14 protein-coding genes are annotated in these 24,414 nt (G+C 40.3%); 8 read left to right on the forward strand and 6 right to left on the reverse strand.

What is annotated here, in order from left to right:
- Positions 1–4: 4 nt before the first annotated feature.
- Positions 5–1,081, reverse strand: a complete 1,077-nt coding sequence (locus HMPREF9447_RS15445; protein WP_009130681.1) for an anhydro-N-acetylmuramic acid kinase — start codon at positions 1,079–1,081, stop codon at positions 5–7.
- Between the two features lie 176 nt (positions 1,082–1,257).
- Between HMPREF9447_RS15445 and porE the strand changes: the two genes are divergently transcribed.
- Positions 1,258–3,264, forward strand: a complete 2,007-nt coding sequence (porE, locus tag HMPREF9447_RS15450; protein ID WP_009130682.1) for a PorE family type IX secretion system protein — start codon at positions 1,258–1,260, stop codon at positions 3,262–3,264.
- A gap of 57 nt (positions 3,265–3,321) precedes the next feature.
- Here porE and HMPREF9447_RS15455 read toward each other — a convergent pair whose 3' ends face one another.
- On the reverse strand, positions 3,322–4,680 hold the full coding sequence (locus HMPREF9447_RS15455) for a dipeptidase (protein ID WP_009130683.1): 1,359 nt from the start codon (positions 4,678–4,680) through the stop codon (positions 3,322–3,324).
- An 85-nt stretch (positions 4,681–4,765) separates the two neighbouring features.
- Entirely contained in the window at positions 4,766–5,842 is a 1,077-nt protein-coding gene (aroC, locus tag HMPREF9447_RS15460) for a chorismate synthase (RefSeq protein WP_009130684.1), read from the reverse strand.
- 460 nt (positions 5,843–6,302) lie between these two features.
- Between aroC and HMPREF9447_RS15465 the strand changes: the two genes are divergently transcribed.
- Both HMPREF9447_RS15465 and HMPREF9447_RS15470 read left to right on the forward strand, forming a co-directional pair.
- A complete protein-coding gene (locus HMPREF9447_RS15465) occupies positions 6,303–7,265 on the forward strand; it encodes a DUF4925 domain-containing protein (RefSeq protein WP_009130685.1) in 963 nt (320 codons plus the stop codon).
- A gap of 311 nt (positions 7,266–7,576) precedes the next feature.
- Positions 7,577–9,100 carry a PCMD domain-containing protein gene (locus HMPREF9447_RS15470; protein WP_009130686.1) on the forward strand — a complete coding sequence of 508 codons (1,524 nt, stop codon included), beginning with the start codon at positions 7,577–7,579 and terminating at the stop codon, positions 9,098–9,100.
- Positions 9,101–9,198: 98 nt separating this feature from the next.
- On the opposite strand, the gene HMPREF9447_RS15475 is transcribed toward HMPREF9447_RS15470, so the two are convergent.
- Both HMPREF9447_RS15475 and HMPREF9447_RS15480 read right to left on the reverse strand, forming a co-directional pair.
- The gene (locus HMPREF9447_RS15475) at positions 9,199–9,987 is read right to left on the reverse strand and encodes a porin family protein (protein ID WP_009130687.1); all 789 of its coding nucleotides are present in this window, start codon (positions 9,985–9,987) and stop codon (positions 9,199–9,201) included.
- A 12-nt stretch (positions 9,988–9,999) separates the two neighbouring features.
- A complete protein-coding gene (locus HMPREF9447_RS15480) occupies positions 10,000–11,133 on the reverse strand; it encodes a PCMD domain-containing protein (RefSeq protein WP_009130688.1) in 1,134 nt (377 codons plus the stop codon).
- Positions 11,134–11,265: 132 nt separating this feature from the next.
- On the opposite strand from HMPREF9447_RS15480, the gene HMPREF9447_RS15485 reads away from it, so the two are divergent.
- Complete coding sequence (locus HMPREF9447_RS15485) at positions 11,266–12,552, forward strand: L-cysteine desulfidase family protein (protein ID WP_009130689.1); 1,287 nt, start codon at positions 11,266–11,268, stop codon at positions 12,550–12,552.
- Between the two features lie 94 nt (positions 12,553–12,646).
- On the opposite strand, the gene HMPREF9447_RS15490 is transcribed toward HMPREF9447_RS15485, so the two are convergent.
- Entirely contained in the window at positions 12,647–13,225 is a 579-nt protein-coding gene (locus HMPREF9447_RS15490; RefSeq protein ID WP_009130690.1) for an FKBP-type peptidyl-prolyl cis-trans isomerase, read from the reverse strand.
- A 523-nt stretch (positions 13,226–13,748) separates the two neighbouring features.
- Between HMPREF9447_RS15490 and HMPREF9447_RS15495 the strand changes: the two genes are divergently transcribed.
- The 4 genes from HMPREF9447_RS15495 (at position 13,749) to HMPREF9447_RS15510 (ending at position 24,370) form a co-directional block, all read left to right on the forward strand.
- Positions 13,749–17,006: a SusC/RagA family TonB-linked outer membrane protein gene (locus tag HMPREF9447_RS15495; protein WP_009130691.1), complete on the forward strand. Its 3,258-nt coding sequence runs from the start codon at positions 13,749–13,751 to the stop codon at positions 17,004–17,006.
- Between the two features lie 21 nt (positions 17,007–17,027).
- The gene (locus HMPREF9447_RS15500; RefSeq protein WP_009130692.1) at positions 17,028–19,016 is read left to right on the forward strand and encodes a RagB/SusD family nutrient uptake outer membrane protein; all 1,989 of its coding nucleotides are present in this window, start codon (positions 17,028–17,030) and stop codon (positions 19,014–19,016) included.
- A 23-nt stretch (positions 19,017–19,039) separates the two neighbouring features.
- Positions 19,040–20,203 carry an Ig-like domain-containing protein gene (locus tag HMPREF9447_RS15505; protein WP_009130693.1) on the forward strand — a complete coding sequence of 388 codons (1,164 nt, stop codon included), beginning with the start codon at positions 19,040–19,042 and terminating at the stop codon, positions 20,201–20,203.
- Between the two features lie 138 nt (positions 20,204–20,341).
- Positions 20,342–24,370, forward strand: a complete 4,029-nt coding sequence (locus HMPREF9447_RS15510) for a hybrid sensor histidine kinase/response regulator transcription factor (RefSeq protein WP_009130694.1) — start codon at positions 20,342–20,344, stop codon at positions 24,368–24,370.
- Positions 24,371–24,414: the final 44 nt, after the last annotated feature.

Here is a 24,414-nt window from a genome sequence, read left to right on the forward strand (position 1 = left end):
TTCGTCATTTAAATAACATTCCTCCTATGTTGTCTATTGGAGCTCCGGTCACGGATGCCAGACAGTTCGGTTCATCTGCCATATAGAGAGTGCCGAGGAAAGCGAAAATGAGTGCTTCTTTATATTCTATGATTTGTCGTTCTGGAATAACTATTTCACAGGGGCAAAGTGCATCTATGCGCTCTATCAGAAATTTATTAAAAGCGCCACCACCGGTAATGAGCAGCTTGCTATTGCCGGATGGACGGGAGTGAGTTGTAATGACGCGCTCTATTTGATGGGCAGCATGTTCATAGAATGTGCGTAACCTGTCTTCTAAATTTAATCCGTATTTTTCCAGCATTGGGTAAACTAATGTTTCCACCCATTCGCGCCCAAGAGATTTAGGTCCTGCTTGCTGATAGAAGTCCATATTGTTCAACTCATCTAGAAGCGGCTGGCAGATAGAGCCTTGCCGGGCAATCTTTCCATCTCTGTCAAATTCCAGACCAACCTGCCGACAATAATGATTGATAACGTAATTTACCGGACTGATATCAAAGGCAATGCGATGACCGTCCTCTTCAAAGGAGATATTGGAGAAGCCTCCGATGTTGAGGCAATAATCGTAATTGGCAAAAAGTAACCGGTCACCGATGGGGACAAGCGGAGCGCCTTGCCCACCCAGCATGATATCCAGACGACGAAAGTCGGATACAGTAGGAATACGGGTTTCGGCAGCGATGGCAGCCCCGTCACCTATCTGATACATGATACGCTTTTGAGGTTCGTGGAAAATGGTATGTCCGTGGGATGCGATGATATCCGGACGTACATTGAACTCTTGCATGAACTCATTCACCCGTTCACCCAAAAACTTACCGTAGGCACTGTGGAATGTGATGAATTCGAGAGCACTCATTTGTTGGGCACCTGCACCAAGCTTCTGTTTTAAATCATCAGGATAGGTATAGCCTTTGGCGCAATCAATGTGGAAACTCCATTTTCTGGCTTCACGGCGGAAAGTGCAGCAGCAAACGTCCAGTCCGTCAAGGGAAGTTCCAGACATTAAACCGATGGCTTGAATATTGAGGTCTTTCATAGGATGAGGGATTTTTGATGTCTTGCAAATGTAGTGAGAAGAAGGGAAAAATACAATAAACTACAGGATTTTCAGTTTATATATAAGTGATGAGAAATTATTCGACTGGCTATCATGCCGAAAGGTGTTTGCCACTCGCAGCTCATAGCTTGTCACTTTATTTAATTCATATTGTTATGAAATTATATAGGCAGCTTTTATTCTTTCTTGTCGGTGCAAGTTTGTTCCTCACTTCCTGTGGGGCAGGACGGAGTTTGCGTCAGGCGGAACAAAGCTATGCCCGTGGAGAATACTTTGATGCTGCCCGTTATTATAAACAAGCATATACCCGTACTTCTCCCAAAGACCGTCCTCAACGTGGAGTACTTGCCTATAAACAAGGTGATTGTTATCGACGTATTAATTACACATTGAAAGCCAGAGCTGCCTATATGAACGCAGTCCGCTATCGTTATCCCGACACAATCTCTCATTTTTATCTGGCAGAAATGCTTCGGAAGAATGGTGAATATGCAGCTGCTACACCTTATTATGAGAATTACCTTACTTATGTGCAGCATCTTTCTGATAGAAGAGAGTGCAAAGACTCTCTGGCATATATAGGGCTTATTTCCTGCCAGTTGGCTCAGGAATGGAAAAAGAATCCTACCCGACATATTGTGAAGCGCGTTCCTATCCTCGTATCCCGACGCAGCGATTATTCTCCAATGTATGCGGGTGGTGATGCTGATGTCTTATATTTCACCTCTACCCGCAATGAGGTGAAAGGTTCTGAATTGAATGGCATCACCGGGATGAAGAGTGCCGATATATTCCATTCCAAACGGAATGAAAAGAAACAATGGCAAAAGCCAGAACCGCTTGCCTCCGAAGTGAATAGTGAATTTGAAGAGGGAGCCTGTTCTTTTTCGGCGGATGGCAAAACCATGTATTTCACTCGTTGCCGGACATTGCCCAATGCGCCTGCTTATGCTGAGATTTACGTTTCCCAACGTGTCGGGGCCGAATGGGGGGCTCCTCAGAAGTGTGCTATCATGAACGATACCCTTTCTTCCGTTGCCCATCCCGTTCTGTCTCCCGCAGGCGATTATCTCTATTTTGTGTCTGATATGCCCGGTGGACAAGGTGGGCTGGATTTGTGGCGTATTAATGTAACCCGTGATGGCTTTGGATATGTAGATAATTTAGGTCCTGACATCAATACTTCCGGTGATGAGATGTTTCCTACCTTTGCGCCGGACGGCACTTTATACTTCTCTTCCAATGGTCATCCTGGCATGGGTGGATTGGATATCTTCCGTGCCATCCCCGACAGTCTGACGGAACGCTGGCGCATTGAGAATATGCGTTCTCCTATAAATTCGCAGAGCGATGATTTCGGTATGACTTTCGAACCGGGTGCTCCTAACCGTGGTTTCTTCTCTTCCAATCGGGGAGATGCCCGTGGCTGGGACCATATATTTAGTTTCGAACTTCCTGAAGTGCACCATGTCCTGAAAGGTTTGGTATATGATAAGGAGGGGGATGTGTTGTCTGATGCACTTGTTACCCTAGTTGGTGATGATGGCACTTATCTGAAAATAAACGTGAAGAAGGACGGTACTTTTATGCAAGAACTGAATCCGGGCTGCCGTTATGCTCTGCTTGCTTCCTGCCGTGGCTATCTTAACGATAAGGAAGAACTGTTGACAGAGAATGTCAATGAAGACCGGCGTTATGAACTGGAATTTGCTCTGGCTTCCATAACCCGCCCTGTATTGATAGAGAATATCTTTTATGAGTTTGACCGTGCCGATCTGACATCGGAATCTACAGTAGCTCTGGATGAACTGATACAATTATTGAGTGATAATCCGAGTGTTACTATTGAGTTGGCTGCACATTGCGACTATAAGGGAAATGATGACTATAATCTCCACTTGTCACAGCGTCGTGCTGAATCTGTGGTGCGTTATCTTATCAAAGGTGGCATTGATTCGGAACGCTTGGCACCCAAAGGCTATGGAGAACAACAACCCAAGACTGTGACAAAGTTTACTCTTAAATCGGCGCCTTTTCTGAAAGAAGGTGATGTCTTGACGGAAGAGTTCATAAAAAATCTCCCACTGGAACAGCAGGAGATTTGTAATGCGATTAATCGCCGCACGGAATTTAAAGTATTACGAACGACGTATGCGAAATAGTGATTATCGGGTTAGTGATAAGTGATTAATTACTACTAATCACTAACCTGCTAATCACTAATTAAAGTTCAAGTGAAATTCCACCACAGCTTCAATTCCCTTCCGGAAGATATCCAACGGAATATTCTCATTTGGTGAGTGAATGGCATTTGATTCTAATCCGAAACCCATGAGCACCGTCTTGACTCCAAGTACTTGCTCGAATGTAGAAATAATAGGAATACTTCCCCCACGGCGTACGGCAAGCGGTTTCTTTCTGAAGGCTTTCTCGAAACCTTTCTCAGCAGCCTGATAGGCTGGGAGAGTGATAGGGCATACATATCCCTGTCCGCCATGCATAGGAGTTACCTTTACTTGTACGGTATCCGGAGCAATACTCATTATATAATCGGCAAACATCTGGGAAATCTTGTGATGATCCTGATGAGGAACCAAACGACAGGATACCTTGGCTGTAGCTTTAGATGGAAGTACTGTTTTAGAACCTTCACCCGTGTACCCGCCCCAGATTCCGCAAACATCAAATGACGGGCGGCAACTGTTACGTTCCAGTGTGCTGTATCCTTTTTCTCCGAATAACTCTTTCACGCCGATAGCTGCCTTATATTTTTCCTCATTAAATGGAATATGAGCTATCATATCACGTTCTGCTTGCGGCACTTCTTCTACATCGTCGTAGAAACCGGGTACTGTGATCCGTCCGTTGGCATCTACCACTTTAGCAATCATGCCGCATAACACATTGATAGGATTGGCTACTGCACCACCAAAGTGTCCTGAATGCAAATCACGGTTAGGTCCTGTTACTTCTATTTCCCAGTATGCCAGTCCACGGAGGCCGGTAGTCAGTGAAGGCAGGTCAGCTCCCAGCATGCTGGTATCTGATACCAGAATAACATCTGCTTTTAATAATTCTTTATGATCTTCACAGAAAGCTTCCAGGCTGGGCGAACCGATTTCTTCTTCCCCTTCAAAGATGAATTTGATGTTGTTCTTCAGCATACCGTGCTTCACCAGATATTCAAATGCTTTCACTTGAATGAATGCTTGCCCCTTGTCATCGTCCGCACCACGTGCCCAGATGTGCCCGTCACGGATTTCAGGTTCAAAAGGTTCACTTTTCCACAAGTCCAACGGTTCGGCAGGCATTACATCATAGTGTGCGTATACTAATACCGTTTTTGCGGTAGGGTCTACTATCTTTTGCCCGAAAACAATTGGATTGCCTTTTGATGGCATTACCAGTGCTTCATCTGCACCTGCTTCGAGCAATAATTGTGCCCAACGCTCTGCACAAGCCAGCATGTCATCATGATGCTCTGGTTTCGCACTGATGCTGGGAATACGGATGAGGCTGAACAAATCTTCCAGCATCTTGGGTTCGTTCTCTGAAATGTATTTCTGTATTTCGTTCATAATATATATAATATAGGTGTAGAGTGATAAAATGCTAAGGTGATAGGATGGTCACTCTATCACTTTACCACTCTATTGCTACTTTTTATAATTGCGTTGTACGGTCAATGAGATAGAAGTCCAGTATGGTCATGGCAGCCATTGCTTCGACAATGGGCACTGCACGTGGCAATACGCACGGGTCATGACGCCCACGGGCCTTCAACGTCGTATCTACACCATCCAAATTGACAGTATGCTGTTCCATTAGCACCGTAGCTACCGGTTTGAAGGCAACCCGGAAGAAAATATCTTGTCCGTTGCTGATACCTCCTTGAATACCGCCTGAATGGTTGGTTTTCGTTTCAATGCGTCCGCAATTGTTGAAGAATACATCATTTTGTTCCGAACCTTTTTGTTTTAAGCCTTTGAATCCGTCGCCATACTCAAATGCTTTGGCAGCATTGATACTGAGCATACCGGAAGCAAGAGCAGCCTGCAATTTGCCGAATACTGGTTGTCCCAATCCGATGGGACATCCCTTGATGACGCAAGTCACGACTCCGCCAATAGTATCGCCTTGTCCCTTAATTTTGAAAATCAACTCTTCCATTTCCTTTGCCTTCACCGGGTCCGGACAACGTACAGGGTTGGTTTCTATTAAATCGAGGTCATAAGCGGTATAGTTTTCTTCCAGGCGAATTGGACCTACTTGTGAAGTATATGCCGTAATGTGTACACCCAGTTGGCGGAGTGCTTGTTTGGCAAGTGCACCTGCCACTACGCGTGAAATGGTTTCACGTGCCGATGAACGTCCACCACCACGATAATCGCGAATGCCGTATTTCACCTTATATGTATAATCCGCATGCGAGGGGCGGTACACCTCTTTCATATTATCATAATCATTGGAATGTTGATTCTCGTTCCATACAATGAATCCGATGGGACATCCTGTTGATTTGCCTTCAAAAATACCTGAGAGGAATTCTACTTTATCACCTTCTTTCCGTGCCGTTGTAATGAGGGATTGCCCGGGACGGCGACGATTGAGTTCCGCTTGCACGAAATCCATGTCAATGCGGATACCTGCGGGAAATCCATCTATGACGCCTCCAATGCCTTTACCATGTGACTCCCCAAAGCTGGTAAGGCGGAGGATGTTGCCGAATGAGTTGAACATAATCTTTTGCTTTAATGGTTTATGTATAGGGTTAATTCATGCCAAATCCTTTGAATAAAAGCTTTTGGATGCATAAAGATAACGAATAGTTATGGATTTTTTCTCATGAAGAGGAAGAAATATTATATTTTTTATGGAATGAGATGTTTTTTATATCTTCTTTGGAAAATGTTTGCAGCTGCGTAAGTTTGTATTTACGAGAGTGCGCGCCTTTATTTCTACAGATATAATTACGCAACTGCAAATGTTTAATGAGGTTGTGAGTTCATTCTGCTAGCAAATTCTTTTTTATAAAAGGTGATAATTAAAACTTTGATGCTTAAAAAAAGAACAGCCCATCTTTAGAATAGACCTTGTTTGGTATTATTAAAAGCTGTTATTTTGCAGCCTGAAATCTTATTTTATTAAAAAGCATGACTACCCAGCGATGGGGAGCTATTATTTATTAAACAAAAAGAATATGAAGAAGAATTTATTTTATTTGTTTGCATTGATCTGTTCAATGAGTTTGTTTACTGCTTGTAGCGATGATGACGATGAAGTAAGCCCATGGGCTGGAACTTATAAAATGGCAGACTACACGGCTACGGATTATAAATGGACAGAAGAAGAAACTATGAAGAATTGGCCTGTGACAAGTGCATTGTATACAGATTGGCAATTTACTGGTGATGATAATTATCCAGAATTTATTTCTGCTTTATTACGGTATCTGGGAGGCTCTATTTTACCTCAAGCTTTGAATTCAATTACTTTAGATAAAAGTGGTAGTATTATGGCTGACTATGTTGCTAGTCCGGAAATAGCACTGGACCCAAATTCTATAATGTCTATCTTTTTTACAGGCGCTTTCCCTACTGCAAGTGAAATAAAAGCTACTTTTGCTACAAGTGGCTTTACTACTTCTCCTAAGGACTTGGCATATTGGAGTGAGAGAAATGGGAAATTTACTGTAAAATTGAATATTCCTGCTATCTTGACTGCAGCTACTGGAGCTGACGCCAGCGGTATGGCTGATATTATTGATGAGGTGTTGAGTGGAAATCCGGCTACTGTTAAAGCATTGCTTGGTGGACTTTTGAATGTTGATCTTAGTGGTATACAAGATGCTACTATTAGTCAGATATTAAGTTGGGCTAAAGATGGAATACCTATGAATATTAAGACTGCTGATAATGGTCATACTTATATTTATTTGGATAAGAGTGCCTTTGACAATCTTTTCACTCTTCGTGATACGGGTGAAACAGATGACTGGGGAGATCCTGTATCTGTGAATGATTTAATATTGCTTTGGAATGCATTGGTAGAAGGTGGAATTGTGCCGGAGGAAGCACAAGCTGCTGGAATGTTTATTCAGATGATAGGTGGGTATTGGTCAGTAACAACAAGTTTTAATTTAGGTTTGGACTTGGTGAGATAATATCTTTATGATAAATTAGAAGGAGCCGATTCGAAAAGAATCGGCTCCTTTTTTTGTTTAATAAGTAGTTCTATTGAAATGAAAAAACAATTAGATACCTTTAATTGTTTTTTATAGTTAGAGCCTTCTGAACTTGTATTATGCGTATAGTACTTAAAATTTAGATTAAAAATGGAACATTAAAACGTAGAACAGACCTTTTTTATGTGCTTTAAAAGCTGTTTCTTTGCACACTTAAATTTTTATTAAAGTAAAATAGAACATTGTGGCCTTCGATGAGAAGACTCATATTAACTAAACAAGATGATTTTATGAAGAAGAATTTATTTTATTTGTTTGCATTGATTTGTTCAATGAGTTTGTTCACTGCTTGTAGTGATGATGATGACCCTGTTTATCCGATTGAGGAAGAATTAGCAGGTACCTATAAAGGTACTTTAGATATTGAATTGGATGGGACTCCTATGGCAAATGGGATGCCAAAGAACATTACAATTGCGAAAGCTGGGAATAATATCATTAGTTTGGAATTGAAGGACTTTAATTTCATGGAAATGAACTTGGGGACTATCAAATTGGAAAAATGCGTTCTGAAACAAAATGGTACTTCTTATACATTTGCAGGTAGTCAAGAACTGAATTTAAGTGGTATTGGCAAATGTAATGTAGATGTAGCTGGTACTATTAATAATGGAAAAGCAGAAGCAAATCTGAATATTGATGTATTACAATTGGGTCAAGCGGTTAAGGTTGTATATAAAGGTACTAAATTAACAGGATCTGAGAGTTCAGAGGCAAAGATTACAGCGTTTACTATCGATAGTGAATTAGTGACAGAACAGCCGGTAATTGATGAGGCTACTGGTACTATTACTTTTAAAGTACGCGATACGGCTACTAATGATGATTTGAAAGCTTTAAAGCCTATATTCACAATATCAGAAAAAGCTACTGTAACTCCGGCAAGTGGCGTAGCGCAGGATTTTTCTGGTGGTAAAGCTGTGATTTATACAGTAATTTCAGAAAATGGAACAGTTAAAGCTTATGAGGTTTCTATAGCAGGTAGCCAGTCTGAATTGAAATTCTCTTTCGAGGAATGGGAAACTGTTCCTGGAACTTTTTTAACTAATGAATATTATTCTCCTCTACCGACAGATTTATTGGCTACGAGCGCGCCGGGAGCTGCTTATCTTAAACTGTTCAAAGTTACGGATTTACCAGTATTCCAGACAGATGATAAAAAGGAAGGTGAGTCGGCGATTAAATTAGTAACAATGGATACCAGTGATAAAGCTAATGCATTAGTTCCTGCTATTACATCAGGTTCAGTGTTTACTGGAAAGTTTGTATTGAATACGGGCGATCGTATTGCTAGTTCTAAGTTTGGTATTGCTTATGATAAACGACCAGTTTATTTCAGAGGATGGTATAAATATACTCCGGGTGCGAAATATATTGATGGCTCTAAGGCTACTAAGCCAGAAGAAGTAATCGAAAAACCGGATATAGTTGATGAATGTGCTATTCAAGCAGTATTATATGAAGCTGTAGATGCTGATGGTAAAGAAGTAATCTTGACTGGTCATGATATTAATACTTCTGATTATCGTGTGGCAATTGCTAGATTAGAAGATGGTACAGCGAAAGCAGAGTATACCTACTTTGATATCCCTTTTACCTTTTTAACTGGTAAGGCGTATGAAACAAGCAAAACTTATAAATTGGCTATTGTTTGTTCTTCAAGTAAAGATGGTGATAGTTTCATGGGTGCTGGAGGTAGTACTTTGATTCTTGATGAATTAGAAGTTATTGGAGAATCAGTAGCGGCTGAATAATAAATATCCCCCAAAATAAAAAAGCTAGAAGTTTACTTCTAGCTTTTTTAATATTTAGAATCTATGACAGCTTTAGGAAAAGTTATTGCTATAATATCTTAGAATGAATATCCAAATCCTATATTAAGATAGATAGGATACATGGCGAATGATATTGTGTCAAAGTCCTTTTTAAAGATGTCATTTAATCCCCATGTAAGATCAGCATAAACATTCAAATGCTTGAAAGCTCTCCATTCTCCACCGAATTGTATACCCCATTGAAATTTGCGTAGGTCATTAGAAAAATCATACGTAGCAATACTTTCATCAGTAAAGTCTACGCGTGAACCTGTTTGATCTGGCGTGCGGAGATGACCTTCATATACATGACCAGAAAAATCCCCTTCAAGTAAGTAGGAAAAATAAGGACCGGCTACAAGCTTCCAACGTTTGCTTATTTTGTAGTTAGCAAGAACGGGAACAGTAAGATAGGAATTCTTTACTTTAGTCTTTACACCTCCTGTCCATAGACCTTCCAATTCACCACCATTGGTATTGATAATTTTCATGCCATAATTCTTAACGGTAGCTTCGGTAGTCATATTTTTAGTTTCAAGGCGCAAACCTACAGTTAAGCCCCACATTTTTTTATCATCCAGCCATTTGGTGGCATTACCTTCAATAGAGATTGCCATACTGGGTACATAACTGTCTATTTTGCGTATTTCTTCGGGCAAAGGTAGAGGAGCGGTTCCTCCGATACTGAATCCTGCTTTCAATGAATATTCCCAACCACGAAGGTAAGACTGACCGAGAATATGAGTTCTATCTTCCTGAGCTTTTATTGATGTAGCTCCAATTACTGTTAACAGTAATGCGACGATAATAATGTTATATTTCTTCATGATTATTTCTTTTTAGTTCTCTTCGCAAATAAGTTCTACTTCATCAATATATAGAGTGCTGCCTACAGCACCTTTGAAATAAGCGCCGTCTACGCTTGAAGAGAATACAATGCCGAGTTTATATTTACCTTTCTGAAGTTCAGTTTCGTTGATTTCCTTACCATTCTGAGTTTTGAAAGGCAAATTGAATTCTGTCCATTGATCAGTTTCCAATGCTTCTTCTGCACTAATTCTGGCTAAAGATACTACTTTGTCCGAAGTAAGAGAATTGGTTCCATCCAACATAAATGAATTATCTTCAGCCTCATACATGACAGCATAGATATCAAATCGATCTTTCTTTCCACTTTGAGGCTCTCCATTCTCAGTATAAATTGGACCTGCTTTGAATTTATAATATCCTTTCAAGGCTTTCGGTCGTTTGTAGAATTGGAAACCAAAAGTTGTTGCTTTAGGAGCATCTTTAAGTGCATTAGCAAGATCAAAAGCTCCGATAAACAAATTGCCGGCAGCAATATACATCTTTACCATGGCACCAAAGCTTCCGGTGTCTTTAGTTTCCAACTTAGCACATTTATCTCTATATCCTCCTGTAACTTGTACAGTAGGATAGTCGGTAGGAAGTTTGGACATACCAGTTAGCTTGTAACCAGGATTACCACTGGACCATTGCAATACTTTTGAAATCCCTTGTGAAGTACTAGGTTCAAATTCGTAAAAAATGTGATAAGGAGTATTTTTAGCAACTAACAACTCCTCGAAATGATAGGAAGTTGGTAACTCTGTTGGCTGGACGTTTATTTCATAAACAGGTTTCCAAACATCGTCTTCGGAAGTCACCGTAAATGACCGCGAATGCTCTCCTTCGCTAAAGTTATATATATTTCCTATATCACCATCTCTGCGTTCATTGGGCTTGATGGATGCACCTTCCGGCAAGGTGAAGTTTAGTTGTTGTTTTGCGAGGTTTGCACCTTTGTGCACATAAACATCGACTTTCTTTTCGTCCGCATTGATATTTGCCAATTGTACATCAGCACCTGTACAGCCATCAATGGCTGCTTCAGAATTAAGCGCTTCGTCTTGTATACAAGAAGATAGGGCAAGTGCCACAAAGAAACACGAGGTCAGCGTTTTAATCTTCATTTAATTCAGTTTTTGGTTATTAATAATATAAAACTCAGGCGCAAAGTTAAGTTTCTTTTTTGAAATAGAAGACTTTGCGCCTGTATTAAAAACATTTTTTCTAAATTTGTGTCCATTAAAAACCGTGAAATAATGATAACTGAGTTAGAGAGAAAACGGATAATCGACCTGATACATCAGGAGGTTGTGCCAGCCATTGGGTGTACAGAGCCCATTGCAGTGGCATTATGTGTGGCTAGAGCGACAGAAACACTGGGAATAAGACCTGCAAACATTAATGTGTTGCTAAGTGCTAATATTCTGAAAAACGCTATGGGAGTGGGGATTCCAGGCACCGGAATGATTGGTTTGCCCATTGCAATTGCATTAGGTGCACTGATTGGGAAATCGGAATATCAGTTGGAAGTGTTGAAAGACAGTACTCCCGATGCTGTGGAAGAAGGAAAGCGCTTCATTGAAGAAAAACGCATCCATATTTCGTTGAAGGAGAATATAGAAGAGAAACTGTATATTGAAATCTGCTGTGAAGCCGGAGGTAACCGGGCGACCGCCGTGATTGCCGGAGGGCACACTACCTTTATATATATAGAACGTAATGGGGAAGTCCTGTTACAGAAACAACATACCGTAGGAAATGAAGAGGAAGAAGAAACTGTAGAGCTGACCCTTCGTAAAGTGTATGATTTCGCTTTAAATGCTCCGCTGGACGAAATAAGTTTTATTCTTGAAACCGCCCGTTTGAACAAGGTGGCGGCTGAACGCTCGTTCGAAGGAGAGTACGGACATTGTCTGGGTAAGATTCTGCGTGGCACTTACGAACACAAAGTGATGGGTGATAGCGTTTTCTCACATATCCTTTCTTATACTTCAGGAGCTTGTGATGCCCGTATGGCAGGTGCTATGATTCCGGTAATGAGTAATTCCGGTAGTGGTAATCAAGGGATATCCGCTACTTTACCTGTATTGGTTTATGCCGAGGAGAATGGCAAATCGGAAGAAGAATTGATACGCGCCCTGATGCTAAGCCATCTGACGGTCATCTATATTAAACAAAGTCTGGGACGCTTGTCCGCCTTATGTGGCTGTGTGGTTGCTGCTACCGGTTCCAGTTGTGGCATCACCTGGCTGATGGGAGGAAGCTACGAACAAGTATCTTATGCTGTCCAGAATATGATAGCCAACCTTACCGGTATGATTTGTGATGGCGCCAAACCCAGTTGTGCCCTAAAAGTAACCACCGGTGTTTCTACCGCCGTTCTTTCCGCCATCATGGCTATGGAAAACCGCTGTGTGACTTCTGTAGAGGGAATTATAGATGAAGATGTAGACCAAAGCATCCGTAACCTGACAAAGATAGGATCACAAGGAATGAATGAGACGGATAAACTGGTGCTGGAGATAATGACGGGAAAAAATTAGTAAATTGAGAATTGAGAATTAAAAATTGAGAATTATACTATGCAGCATGATAGCGCAGCTAATTCTCAATTTTCAATTTTTAATTCTCAATTTATTAATGGCAGCATCCGCCTTCGCATCCATGCTCATGGTCACCACAACCGTCACCACAATCACCGCAACCGCAACTGCATCCGCCGCCGCTCATCATACGGGCAATTTCAGCCAATTCTTCGTTGGTTGCCGGACGGCTTTCTATGATTTCACCTACAAAGTTCAGGTCGCAACCTGCTAACGGATGATTCATATCCATTACAACAACGTCTGCTTTAACTTCCTGCACGGTTCCATTGATGCGTTGGCCTTCGGCAGTCATCAGAGGAACTACGTTACCTGCTGTGATTCGTTCACTGTCGAACTTGCCGTCTACTTCGAAAATCTGCTTCGGAAGGTCGATAACATGTTCTTCATCGTAAGAGCCGTAAGCATCGTCACAAGCGATAGTAAAATCAAACTTATCACCGATTTTCAAGTCTTTCACTTGGTCTTCGAAAGAGTCTAAAGTCAGGCCCAGACCGGAAATGAACTGGAATGGGTGTTCGGCAGTTGCTTCTTCAGTGAAATCTTTTTCACCGTCTTCTATAGCGTATAATTTATAAGCTACGGTAATGTACTTGTTTTCTACTGTTTCCATATTCTTTTTATAAATTGGTATTTTCTTCGTTTTTTAAAAGCGTCAAAGGTACGAAATAAATTTGAAAGGGAGCGCAAAGTATGAGAATAAGAATCTTTCTTCTGCTTCCGGACTATACTTGTTACCTACCTTCTCCCTACCTACTCCTTATCTACTCCTTACCTTCTCCTTGTCTATAGGTAGGGAGAAGGTAGGTAACAAGTGGGACAGGATAGTGGTTCAGATAGGGCTAATTGATATTACAGTAAAAACTTAATGTGCAGAGTGCTTTATTCATTTCACTAATTAAATTAATCCATGAATCAGGCTTGCGAAACTTGAATAATAAATAAAAAAATCGGTGCAACCGTTTCATCTGCATGAGCAAAAATATATGTTGTAAATAAATTATTGTCTCAAATGTTCGTTGATTTACAGGAGTTTATGTTCTTCGCTTGAATTTGAGTAAAAGAAAAAACTAAAACAGTAAAATCAAATATTTTAATAGGCATAGATTTGCGGCGTTAATTTTAATTTAAACATTATGAAAGATGTAAAAATGTTAATTAGAGATTGGAATAAGCATCAATGTTTGATGCTATTCTTATGCTTATTCTTTTTGTCTGCAGGGATTTCTCAAGTGGTACATGCTACTTCGAATGTTACGATGGGGATTGACCAGAATCTGCGGATTACGGGTGTTGTAAAAGACACCAACGGCGAACCCATGATTGGAGTGACAGTAATGGTGAAAGGGGCTGGTACCGGTGCTATCACAGACATTGACGGTAATTACAGTGTATCTGTACCTGGAAGTAAGAGTGTACTGACATTCTCTTTCGTAGGATATACTACTAAAGAAGTGATGGTGGGTAACCAAAAAACTATCAATGTTACTTTATCCGAAGATTCCAAAATGATAGATGAAGTTGTGGTCATCGGTTTTCAGTCCCAAAAGAAAGGAAACCTGACGGCCTCCGTGGCTTCAGTTGGGGCTGAAGCATTGGAAAACAGACCGGTTTCTAATATTGGACAAGCTCTGCAAGGTATGGTTCCGGGATTGAACGTTAGTATCGCTGGTGGTGACCCCAATAAGGTACCTTCATTGAATATCCGTGGTGCAACGACATTCCGTCAGAGAGGTACATCTAATGACGATAAGAATAAGTTCGATGTAGTTTCAGGCTCTCCACTGATTTTATTGGACGGTGTTGAAATCACTTCTGAAGACTTAAATCAGTTGAATCCGAACGATATTGACAATATGTCGTTCTTGAAAGATGCTTCTGCTGCTGCTATCTATGGTACAAGAGCTACTTTCGGTGTAATATTGGTTACCACAAAAGGAGGGACTTTCAAGCAGAAAGCAAAAATAGATTATTCTTACAATTTGGCTTTCGATCAACCTTATGCATTGCCTGATATTCTGGACTCATACTATATCTATAAGGCAGGAGCGGACAAGAACCTTTGGACAGGTGCCATTGCCGAATATTCACAGCACGACAAGGACATGATGGAGCATATGTTGGCTTACATGAAAGATCCTGTGAATAATAAACCTTATTTCATGGAAGGTGATGCCATTCAGTGGGTAGGTAATACGAATCCTTATAAAGAGTTGGTGAAAGACTGGACTCCGACGCAGAAACACAACCTCTCTATCAGCGGTGGTGGTGACAGGATCAGTTATTATATTTCTTTGGGTATGCAAGACCAGAAAGGTATGTATGAAATCAGAACCGATGAACTGAAAAGATACAATGCCATGCTCAGTGTGAATGCTAAAGTGACCAACTGGTTCACAGTGGCGGCCAAGGCTTCGTATAACGTGTTCGATTATGATGCGCCAACGCAACAAACAGATGGAATGAACCTCTGGAATTATGCTAAGTCTTATTATCCGGAAAACTATATTTATCAACCGGTATTAACAGGCCCGGATGATCCTTTGCCAAACCATGTGACAGAAAATCCCGTCAGCTATCTTTACGCAGGCGGGCGTAATGTCACTTCCAGACGAAAGACTATTCTTTCTATCAGTCCGGAGTTTACAATCATACCTAAAATATTGAAAGTAAAGGCTGATCTCTCTTTTGCTCCTACTACCTATCAGAGAGAAAAGACTCATCCGAAGCAGTCACGTGTCAATAATTCATGGACTGCCCTCGAAAACCGTTGGGCAACAGAAAATACGGGTTATGTCCAACGTACCAATACGGATAGATATTCTATCAACGTATATGCTGACTATAACCAGACTTTCAAGGAAAAGCATAACGTGTCCTTGCTGCTGGGTATCAATCAGGAGCAAGAAACTTATGCCGGTTCTTCCATTACATTGACAAAAATGCTTGATCCGTACATCCTGAATCCTACTCTGGTAGAAGATATTACAGCAAATACCTCGGGCAATTCTCATTATGAGATTGCTTCACGCGCCGTATTCGGGCGTATCATGTACAACTACATGAGTAAATATCTGATTGAATTGGATGCTCGTTACGATGGTAGCTCTAAATTCCCGAAAGATTCACGTTTCCAATTCTTCCCGACAGTTTCATTGGGATGGAGAGTCTCGGAAGAAAAATTCATGGATTGGTCGAGAGATTGGTTAGATAATTTCAAGATTAGAGCTTCATGGGGACGTTTGGGTAGTCAGCCCAGTTCAAACTATCCGTATCAGTCTGTTTTTGGAACTTCAGAGGGGTATTTTCTGTTCGATGGAACACGTTATCCGACCGGTATCGTCACTCCTTCACTGACCAATCCTAACTTGACTTGGGAAAAATCGACGACTAAGAATCTTGGTTTCGACTTCACTTTCCTGAAGAATCGTTTAACGTTCAGTGCTGATGTTTTCGAAAGAAAAGTGACTGACATCTTAATACCGGGTGGAAAGGATTATCCGGCATTGATTGGTGATGACGATTTGCCTTTTGAAAATGCAGGTGTTCTGAAAACAACAGGATTTGAACTTCAGGCTAAATGGTCGGATAAACTGGCTAACGGATTTGGCTATAGCGTAGGTGTTGCACTTTCAGATGATAAGGCTAAAGTATTAAGCTATCCCTCCAACCCAACCAATAAGATCGGTGACGGTGTTTTGTATAAAGGATACACTGTAGGCGACATTTGGGGATACGTAACCGGAGGTATTCTTCAGGAAAGTGACTTTGACGGTGTAGGAGCAAACGGAAAGCCGTTGTATCATGGACCGTATTTCAAGGGTGGGCAAGCCTATCCGGGTTATGTTTGGTATAAAGATCTGGATAATGATGGTGTTATCACAAGTGGTTTAAGTACTATAGACGATCCGGGTGACAGAAAAGTGATTGGTAATAATGCACCGCGCTATCGTTACAACATTACAGCCAACTTCCAATATAAAGGTTTCGACTTGGATTTGATGTTCCAAGGCGTGGGTAAGAGAGACTATTGGTTGTCGTCCGTCTCAAGCTACTGGGGTGGCGGAGCCGGGTCATGGGAGACTTACAATCAGTCGTGGACTCCCGAAAGGACGGATGCCAAATTCCCCATGTATGGTTCTGGTCTTGGCAGCTATCCCCAAACCGGCTATCTGCTTGACGCTTCTTACATCAAACTGAAACAAGTGATCTTGGGATATACTTTCCCAAAATCGTTGATTGGTAAAATTGGATTGGAGAAATTGAGACTGAATGTATCTGCTTATAACTTGTTTACCATTTCGGATGTACCTAAGTATTATGATTCGGATTATCTGTCCGATGCATATCCTCCGAAACGGACATTCAGCGTAGGTATTCAAGTAGGTTTTTAATGTTTTAAATCAATAGAGATTATGAAAAAATATTCGATTATAGCTTTGTTCGTGACCTTGGTGGCATCTTTGTCGTCTTGTAACGATGACTTCATGCAACGAGATCCGATAGATGATATGGCCGACGGTACTTTCTTTACGAAAGAAGCCGATTTGCAACTATATTTGGACGGAATTTACAGATATTATGTGTATGGACATGGTATTGGCGGAACTAATAATACGTCACACGACAAAGGCTTCTTGGCTGTAAAAGCCGGTAGCCAGATTATTTTTGGAGATGCATTCAGTGACAATACAGTTTATGCAGGTGGTATTGATGGTAAATTGGGAGGTACTTATGATACTCCGAATTCGGCTTCCAAGAACTTCGACGCACCTTGGCAGTGGGAGAAACTTCGTAAAGTAAACTACTTCCTGAACCATTATGCAGAAGTGGGTGATCCTGAAACATTGAAGAAATATGCTGCCCAGGCTTATTTTTTCAAAGCATGGGATTATTATATCAAACTGGTGGCTTTAGGTGAAGTACCTTGGCTGGACAAAGAATTGGATACTGCTTCACCGGAACTTTACGGCCCTCGTATGCCACGTGTGGAACTAGTTGAAAATATTCTGAAATGCTTCGATTTTGCCATAGAAAATTTGGAAGACAATGATAATTCTTGCGGATATATCAATCAAGATATGGCTTTGTTCCTGAAAGCACGTTTTTGCTTGTTCGAAGGAACTTTCAGAAAGTATCATACAGAATTAAATCTGCAATCTACGGCTAACGGATTGTTAGGTATGAGTCGTGATGCTGCCTGGAAAATTATTGAGAAGAATAGATATTCGCTTTTTAAACATGCTACTGCGAAAGATTCTTATTGGCAATTGTTTATACAAAAGGGCTCTCCCGAAACAGAAGGCAATAATGAGACTATCTTGTCACGTGTTTATGATGGTGTAAAATTGGGACATGACAATCCTCGTTACTGGGGATTCAATAACCACACACGCTACTGCCTGGGTGCTCCTGTAGCCATGCTTGAAGATTATCTGTGTGAAGACGGACGGCCTATTTACTTGGGAGGTACAGAAGGTAACTACGAAGTAAACCCTTTGTTCAAAGGATATGATGGAATGTGGGAGGAATTGGATAACCGTGATCCCCGCTTGACTCAAACTGTTTGTAAACCGGGCGAATATGCCTCTATCTTTGATGCGGATGATAACACATACAGTCTTGAGGAATCAGGTGTCATTTATCCGATGATTACTTATGATACAGGTGGTGGTTCTCCAATGAAGAAGTATAATTCAACGGTGACCGGTTATCGTTTCATTAAACACTGGATGCCCGATTATGCAGAATGGGAAGCGAATTCCAAAGGTGTGCAGACTGCACATATGTTTCGCTATGGAGAATTACTGTTGATTTATGCAGAAGCCAAAGCTGAATTAGGTGAAATAACCAATGAAGATTTGAATATTACTGTCAATGCGTTGAGAGAAAGAGCCGGATTCGACTTTGCTAAGTATCCCAATGCCAAGCTGACTTTATCCAATATTCCTGCAGACCCGCGTTTAGATGCTATTTATTCACAGAAACTGGATTACTCCGTATCTCCGATAATCCGCGAAATAAGACGTGAACGTCGTGTAGAAATGATGATGGAAGGTATGCGCTATGAAGATCTGATGAGATGGAAAGCCGGCAGACTGTTTACTGTTCCTGTAAGAGGGATGAAGATGACACAGGAAAAGATAGAACTGTATAGTAAAAATCGTAATGATGAGAAGTACAAGGATTTCCCATACAAAATAACAGTGCCTATCGGAGAAGTGGGTAATAAAGTAATTGTGGATGATGACGGTTTCATTATTCCTTATCCTACGTCTACTACCGTAATCAAAGGTGAGTTACCTTGGGATGATAAACGTTACTATTATCCGATACCTTTGAATGAAATGCTTATGAATCCGCTGTTGATACAGAATCCGGGTTGGAAAGATATTAATAGATAACTGATAAATATAAGAATAAGATTATGAAAAAATATATATATTTCTTAGCAGGAATTCTTTCGTTCGGAGCACTGTTCACCAGTTGCGATGACGATGACTTTGGCAAGGCGGTGAACATTACGGTTGAAAATGCAACGAATCTTGAAAGTGATATTTTTGGTGTCATTGTGACGGAAGGTCAGCCTCTGCAGTTGAAACCGTTCATTATGCCTGAAAGTGCAAGAGAGAATGCTATAAGCTATCATTTTGCGGGTGAACCTACCGGTGCTATCGATTTGAGTGAAGATGGCTTGATAACTCCTAAGTTGACAACACCTGCTGAAGGTGCTATTCCGTCTCCACTGGGTACGGATACTATTATCGTGAGAGTTGACGATGGATCAGGTACATTCGTTAGATATCCGGTCAGAGTAATCAGTAATATAGTACTTGTTTCAAGTATTACTATCCAGTCCGGTGGACAAACTGCAGAAGTAGAAAGCGGTAAGACTTTTGATTTATCTCAATATGTGACTGTCAATCCTGCCAATGCAACCGACAAGAGCGTTACTTATACTACAGAAGATGAAACTGTGGCAACGGTTGACCAGAATGGTTTGATAACTGTTGTAGGAGAGGTGGGACAGACTACTAACATTGTGATAACAGCTAATGATAGAGGTAAGCAGTCTGCCACTTGCAGGGTGAAGGTTGCTGCTGAAGCTCCGTTGTATGTAGGTTTCCCATTCTCGGATAACTGGGGGTATTCTTCTAATTTGGGTACCAAGGAAGGTGATATGAAGAATTTATTTGATGATAAGAATTCAACTTTTTGGGCACCCGATATAACAGTGCGCCCCATTTATGACCCGGTTTGTTATCTGGATATTAATCTGGGAGAGCCTATCAAGTTCGGTCAGTTAGGCTATAGGCATCGTAGCTTAAATTACTCTCATTTGCAATGCCATACATTCAAATTGGAGGCCAAGAAAACAGAAGGTGACGCATGGACTGATTTAGGAGAGTTTGTTACGACACCCTTAAAGGTAGATGATTACCAATTATTCCAGGTTGAGCCTATTGAAGCCCAATATATCAGAATAACCTTCGTTAAAGGTCATTTGAGAGATGGAAAGACTGATTGGAATTATTCTGAAACCGGTAATGTTTCCGTAGGAGACTTGCAAGTATTCGTTTATAATAGGTAATTACTTTCGTAAAATAGATAATATTGAAGGGAAATCTTGTTATGAGATTTTCCTTCAATATTTTAATCTTTTGTGTTCTGTTTTTTTGTAACTTAGCCCCCTAATGTGAACTTTAACTTTTAACACGATAAAGGCTTTATGAAAAGTAGATACTTATTGTTCTTGCTGACTTTTTTTTATCTTATGCCGGCTTCTATCACTGCCACTGAGAAATACAAGTTCAGAACCATGTCGCCCGAAGGAGGATTCTACTACGATGGAGTAAAAGCGATAGAACAGGATAAAGAAGGTTTTATATGGATCATGATGGACTATGAACTTTATCGTTTCGATGGCTATCATTATAAAAAATACTATCCTTATTTTGCCTCGATGGCTCCTACCCAAAGATGGATATTTAACAATATGACATCTGATTCTTGTGGCCGTCTGTATGTAAATACGAATAATGGTTTGTATTGCTACGAGCGAATTTCTGATCGGTTTGAGAAAATCTATGATGCGGTTTCGCACGTTAAGGTAGATAAAATGGATAATCTTTGGATCAGATATAATAACAAGTGGAATATACTGGATACGAGTAAGGGAGAACTCAACGTGCCTTGTTATGATGGAAAAATGCCCACCTATAATAATACCGCTTTTTGTATCTATAACAAGGATTTGTACACTTTCATCCATCGGAAAGTTTATCGATTTAATTATGTGGAGAATAAGTTTGTACTTTGCCTGACATTACCAAATGTAGGTAATGGATATATTCGTTTTGCTCAGGCGTATATGGGGAAATTATGGTTGTTTATCGATAAGGAGGGGCTCTATAAAATAGATTTGTCCACTTTCAATATAGAAGACCACTATGAACCTCTGCCCGAATACAATAGCAATTCATTGCGAGCATTCTATATAGACAAGAAAGGAATGATTTGGTTAGGAACCATAGACGGGCTGTATATACTTGATTCTTCAAATAGGAAACTGACACAATATAAGCATTCCGGGACCGACCCTTTTAGTTTGCCACATAATTCTATTTGGGAGATAAGTGAAGATAGGCAGTCTAATGTCTGGATTGGCACTTATTCGGGAACTTTATGTTATGTAAATATAGATGAGAATGGTGCTTTCAAAACTTATCATACCCAAAACAGCGGGCTGAGTTATGCACCGGTGAGCTCATTTGCTGAAGAACAAGATTATCTTTGGATCGGTACGGAAGGTGGAGGAATTAATCGTATGAACAAGGCTACCGGAGAGTTCAGTTCCTTTACTCATAAGAATAATGTTGCCTTTAATAATGTAAAATCGTTGATAATAGATGCCGATGATAATTTATGGATCTCTACATTTAGGGAAGGTATGGATCTTTATAATTCTGCGCGACATAAAGTTGTTAATTACAAGCATTCCAAGAGCGATTCCACTTCTTTACTGGTAAATGATGTGCGGAAAACTATCCTCGAAGGAGATTCCGGAATGTGGGTGGCTTATCAGTATCCCATGCCTGAAGTCTCTTACTTTTCTTATCGCAGCAAGTCATTTACTCATTTTAGTTTGGACAGTACTCGCAATTATGCTTACTTGTTCGATATTTTGCGGCAAGGAGAGAGTACGTTATGGGCTATTAGTAATGAAGCACTTTACCGTATGGATACGCATACATGTGCTGTGGAGAAGATAGTTCCCAATGATTCTACATATTTAGGGCTGTTTACTTTTTGTTTGGATGATTCAGGTAATATCTGGATAGGTACCATAGGCAATGGACTTATTAAGTTTGATACTAATACTTACAGCTTTACTTCACTGAAAGAAGGGTTACAGCAAAATATCTATTCTATCTATAGTATTTGTTATGACGACGGAAATGTCTGGATGGGAACTGACGAAGGGCTATTTTGCTATGATATAGCTCGTAATTATTTGATGAATTTTGATAAGAGAGAGAATACGCAGGGACAGGTTTATTATCCGTTGGCATCTATGAAGGGGCGAGATGGGTTATTGTATTTTGGGGGAACAAATGGCTTTACAATTATTGACCCGAAGAAGATTTCGCTTAACAACTATAAACCTAAAGCAATTATTTCTGATTTCTTCATCGACCATGAGTCGGTTCACCCCAACTATGTGTTGAATGATTCGCTTAATACTGTTATGCTCGACTATGAGCAGGTGAATTTTGGTTTCCAGTTTTCCTCTGATAATTACCATATTCCTGAGAAAAATCGTTTTAAGTTTCGGTTGAAAGGGTATAATGATTCTTGGATTACTGCGAATGCGCAGCAACGCGTGGTGATGTACTCGAAGGTGCCGGCAGGAACTTATTATTTTGAAGTCTATGCTGCCAATAATGATGGTGTCTGGAGTGATAAACCTACAGTTATTAAAATTATAAGAAAAACTGCTCCATGGCTTAGTTTGCCTGCGTATTTTCTCTATGTACTGACAGTATTAGGAGTTGCTTGTCTGATTTATCGCCACTATGCCGAAAAGAAGAAACTGAAGATGTTACTTTATCAGGAGAATATAGAAAAAGACAAGAAGGAGCAAATACATCAGGCGCAACTGCGCTTCTTTACTAATATATCACATGATTTCCGGACTCCGTTATCTCTTATTCTCGCAGCTTTGGACAAGTTGAGGCGTGAAGGTCTGAAGGAGTATTATTATCGGATATTAAATGGTAATGTTCAACGTCTGTTGAATTTGGTAAACGAATTAATGGATTTCAGGACTATAGAGAATGGTATGATGCATCTGGAATTGCAGCCGCTGAATATCAATCATTTTGTGAAAGAAATAGCCAGTGATTTTATTGATTATGCGGGACAGCGGGACATTGATTTTCAAATAAAGTGTGACGAGACTCTGTCTGCTGATATTTATGTTGATAAAAATATTATTGAGAAGATTGTTATGAATCTGCTGAACAATGCTTTTAAATATACGCGGGATAAAGGTAGAATTATTTTGGAAATAAGACGCGGAAAGGACTTTGTTTCCCGCTATAAGAATAGCTATACGGTAGGAGAGAGTATGAATGATGTTTTTTCCATAATTGTCAGCGATACAGGGGTGGGGATCTCTCAGGAATCTATCAGTAGTGTTTTTGAACGGTTTTATAAAGTGAATACAGTAAATGCAGATTCGCATCTGGGCACCGGAATCGGGCTGGCACTTGTGAAGAGTCTGGTATTGCTACAGAAAGGTAATATTTCTATTTTTTCTGAAAGAGAGATGGGAACGGATATGATTGTCTGTCTGCCTCTTGATAGCAATATCTTTGATGATGCAGATTTCATGAATCAAAAAGAAACTGTTCAGGAAGCGACAGTACAACCTAAAGGTGAAAATGTTCTACCTACTGATATAAAAGATATAGAGGACGGGCTTTCGCTTTCGAATAAAAAGAAAATATTGGTTGTTGAAGATAACGAAGACTTAAGGATGTTAATTGCTGAATCTTTATCGGAAGAATTTCAGGTGATGCAGGCATGTGATGGAGTTGCAGCATTGAAACTGATAGAAGATGTGGATTTTGATTTGATTATAAGTGATATCATGATGCCCAACAAAGATGGAGTTTCTTTGTGTAATGATATAAAAAATGATATGAACACTTCACATATTCCTGTCATTTTACTGACTGCCAAAACCAGCCTTGAAAGTAAGATTGAGGGAGTTGATTCGGGAGCAGATCTTTATTTTGAGAAACCGGTTGATTTGACTTATTTGAAATTATCGATTCAAAATATATTCAGAAATCAGCAGCAGTTGAAAGAACATTACGCCAAGAATTATTATGCGGACAGTAACGAGTTATCTTCTAATGAACAAGACAGCAAATTCCTTAAGCAGTTTATAGCTTTTATTGAAGCTAATATGGATCAGTCGCAAATGGATGTGAATTTGATAGCTGAGGAATTGTCAATGAGTAGGAGTAAACTTTATACGAAGGTTAAAAGCTTGACAGGAAAATCAGTTGTGGAATTTGTCTTGAATTGCCGTTTGCGAAAGGCTGCTAAATTGATTATCGAAGAAAATATGACGATGAGAGAAGTGATGATGGAGATAGGAATAGAGAGCCAGGCATACTTTACCAATTCCTTTAAAAAAGTGTTTGGTGAAACGCCTACATCCTTTGCTGCAAAGCATAAAAAGTAGTTCCGGAGATGGATTTGGATAAAACAAATGGCAAATTGAGCAAA

Origin of the sequence: Bacteroides oleiciplenus YIT 12058 (assembly GCF_000315485.1) — a bacterium.
Classification (GTDB): domain Bacteria; phylum Bacteroidota; class Bacteroidia; order Bacteroidales; family Bacteroidaceae; genus Bacteroides; species Bacteroides oleiciplenus.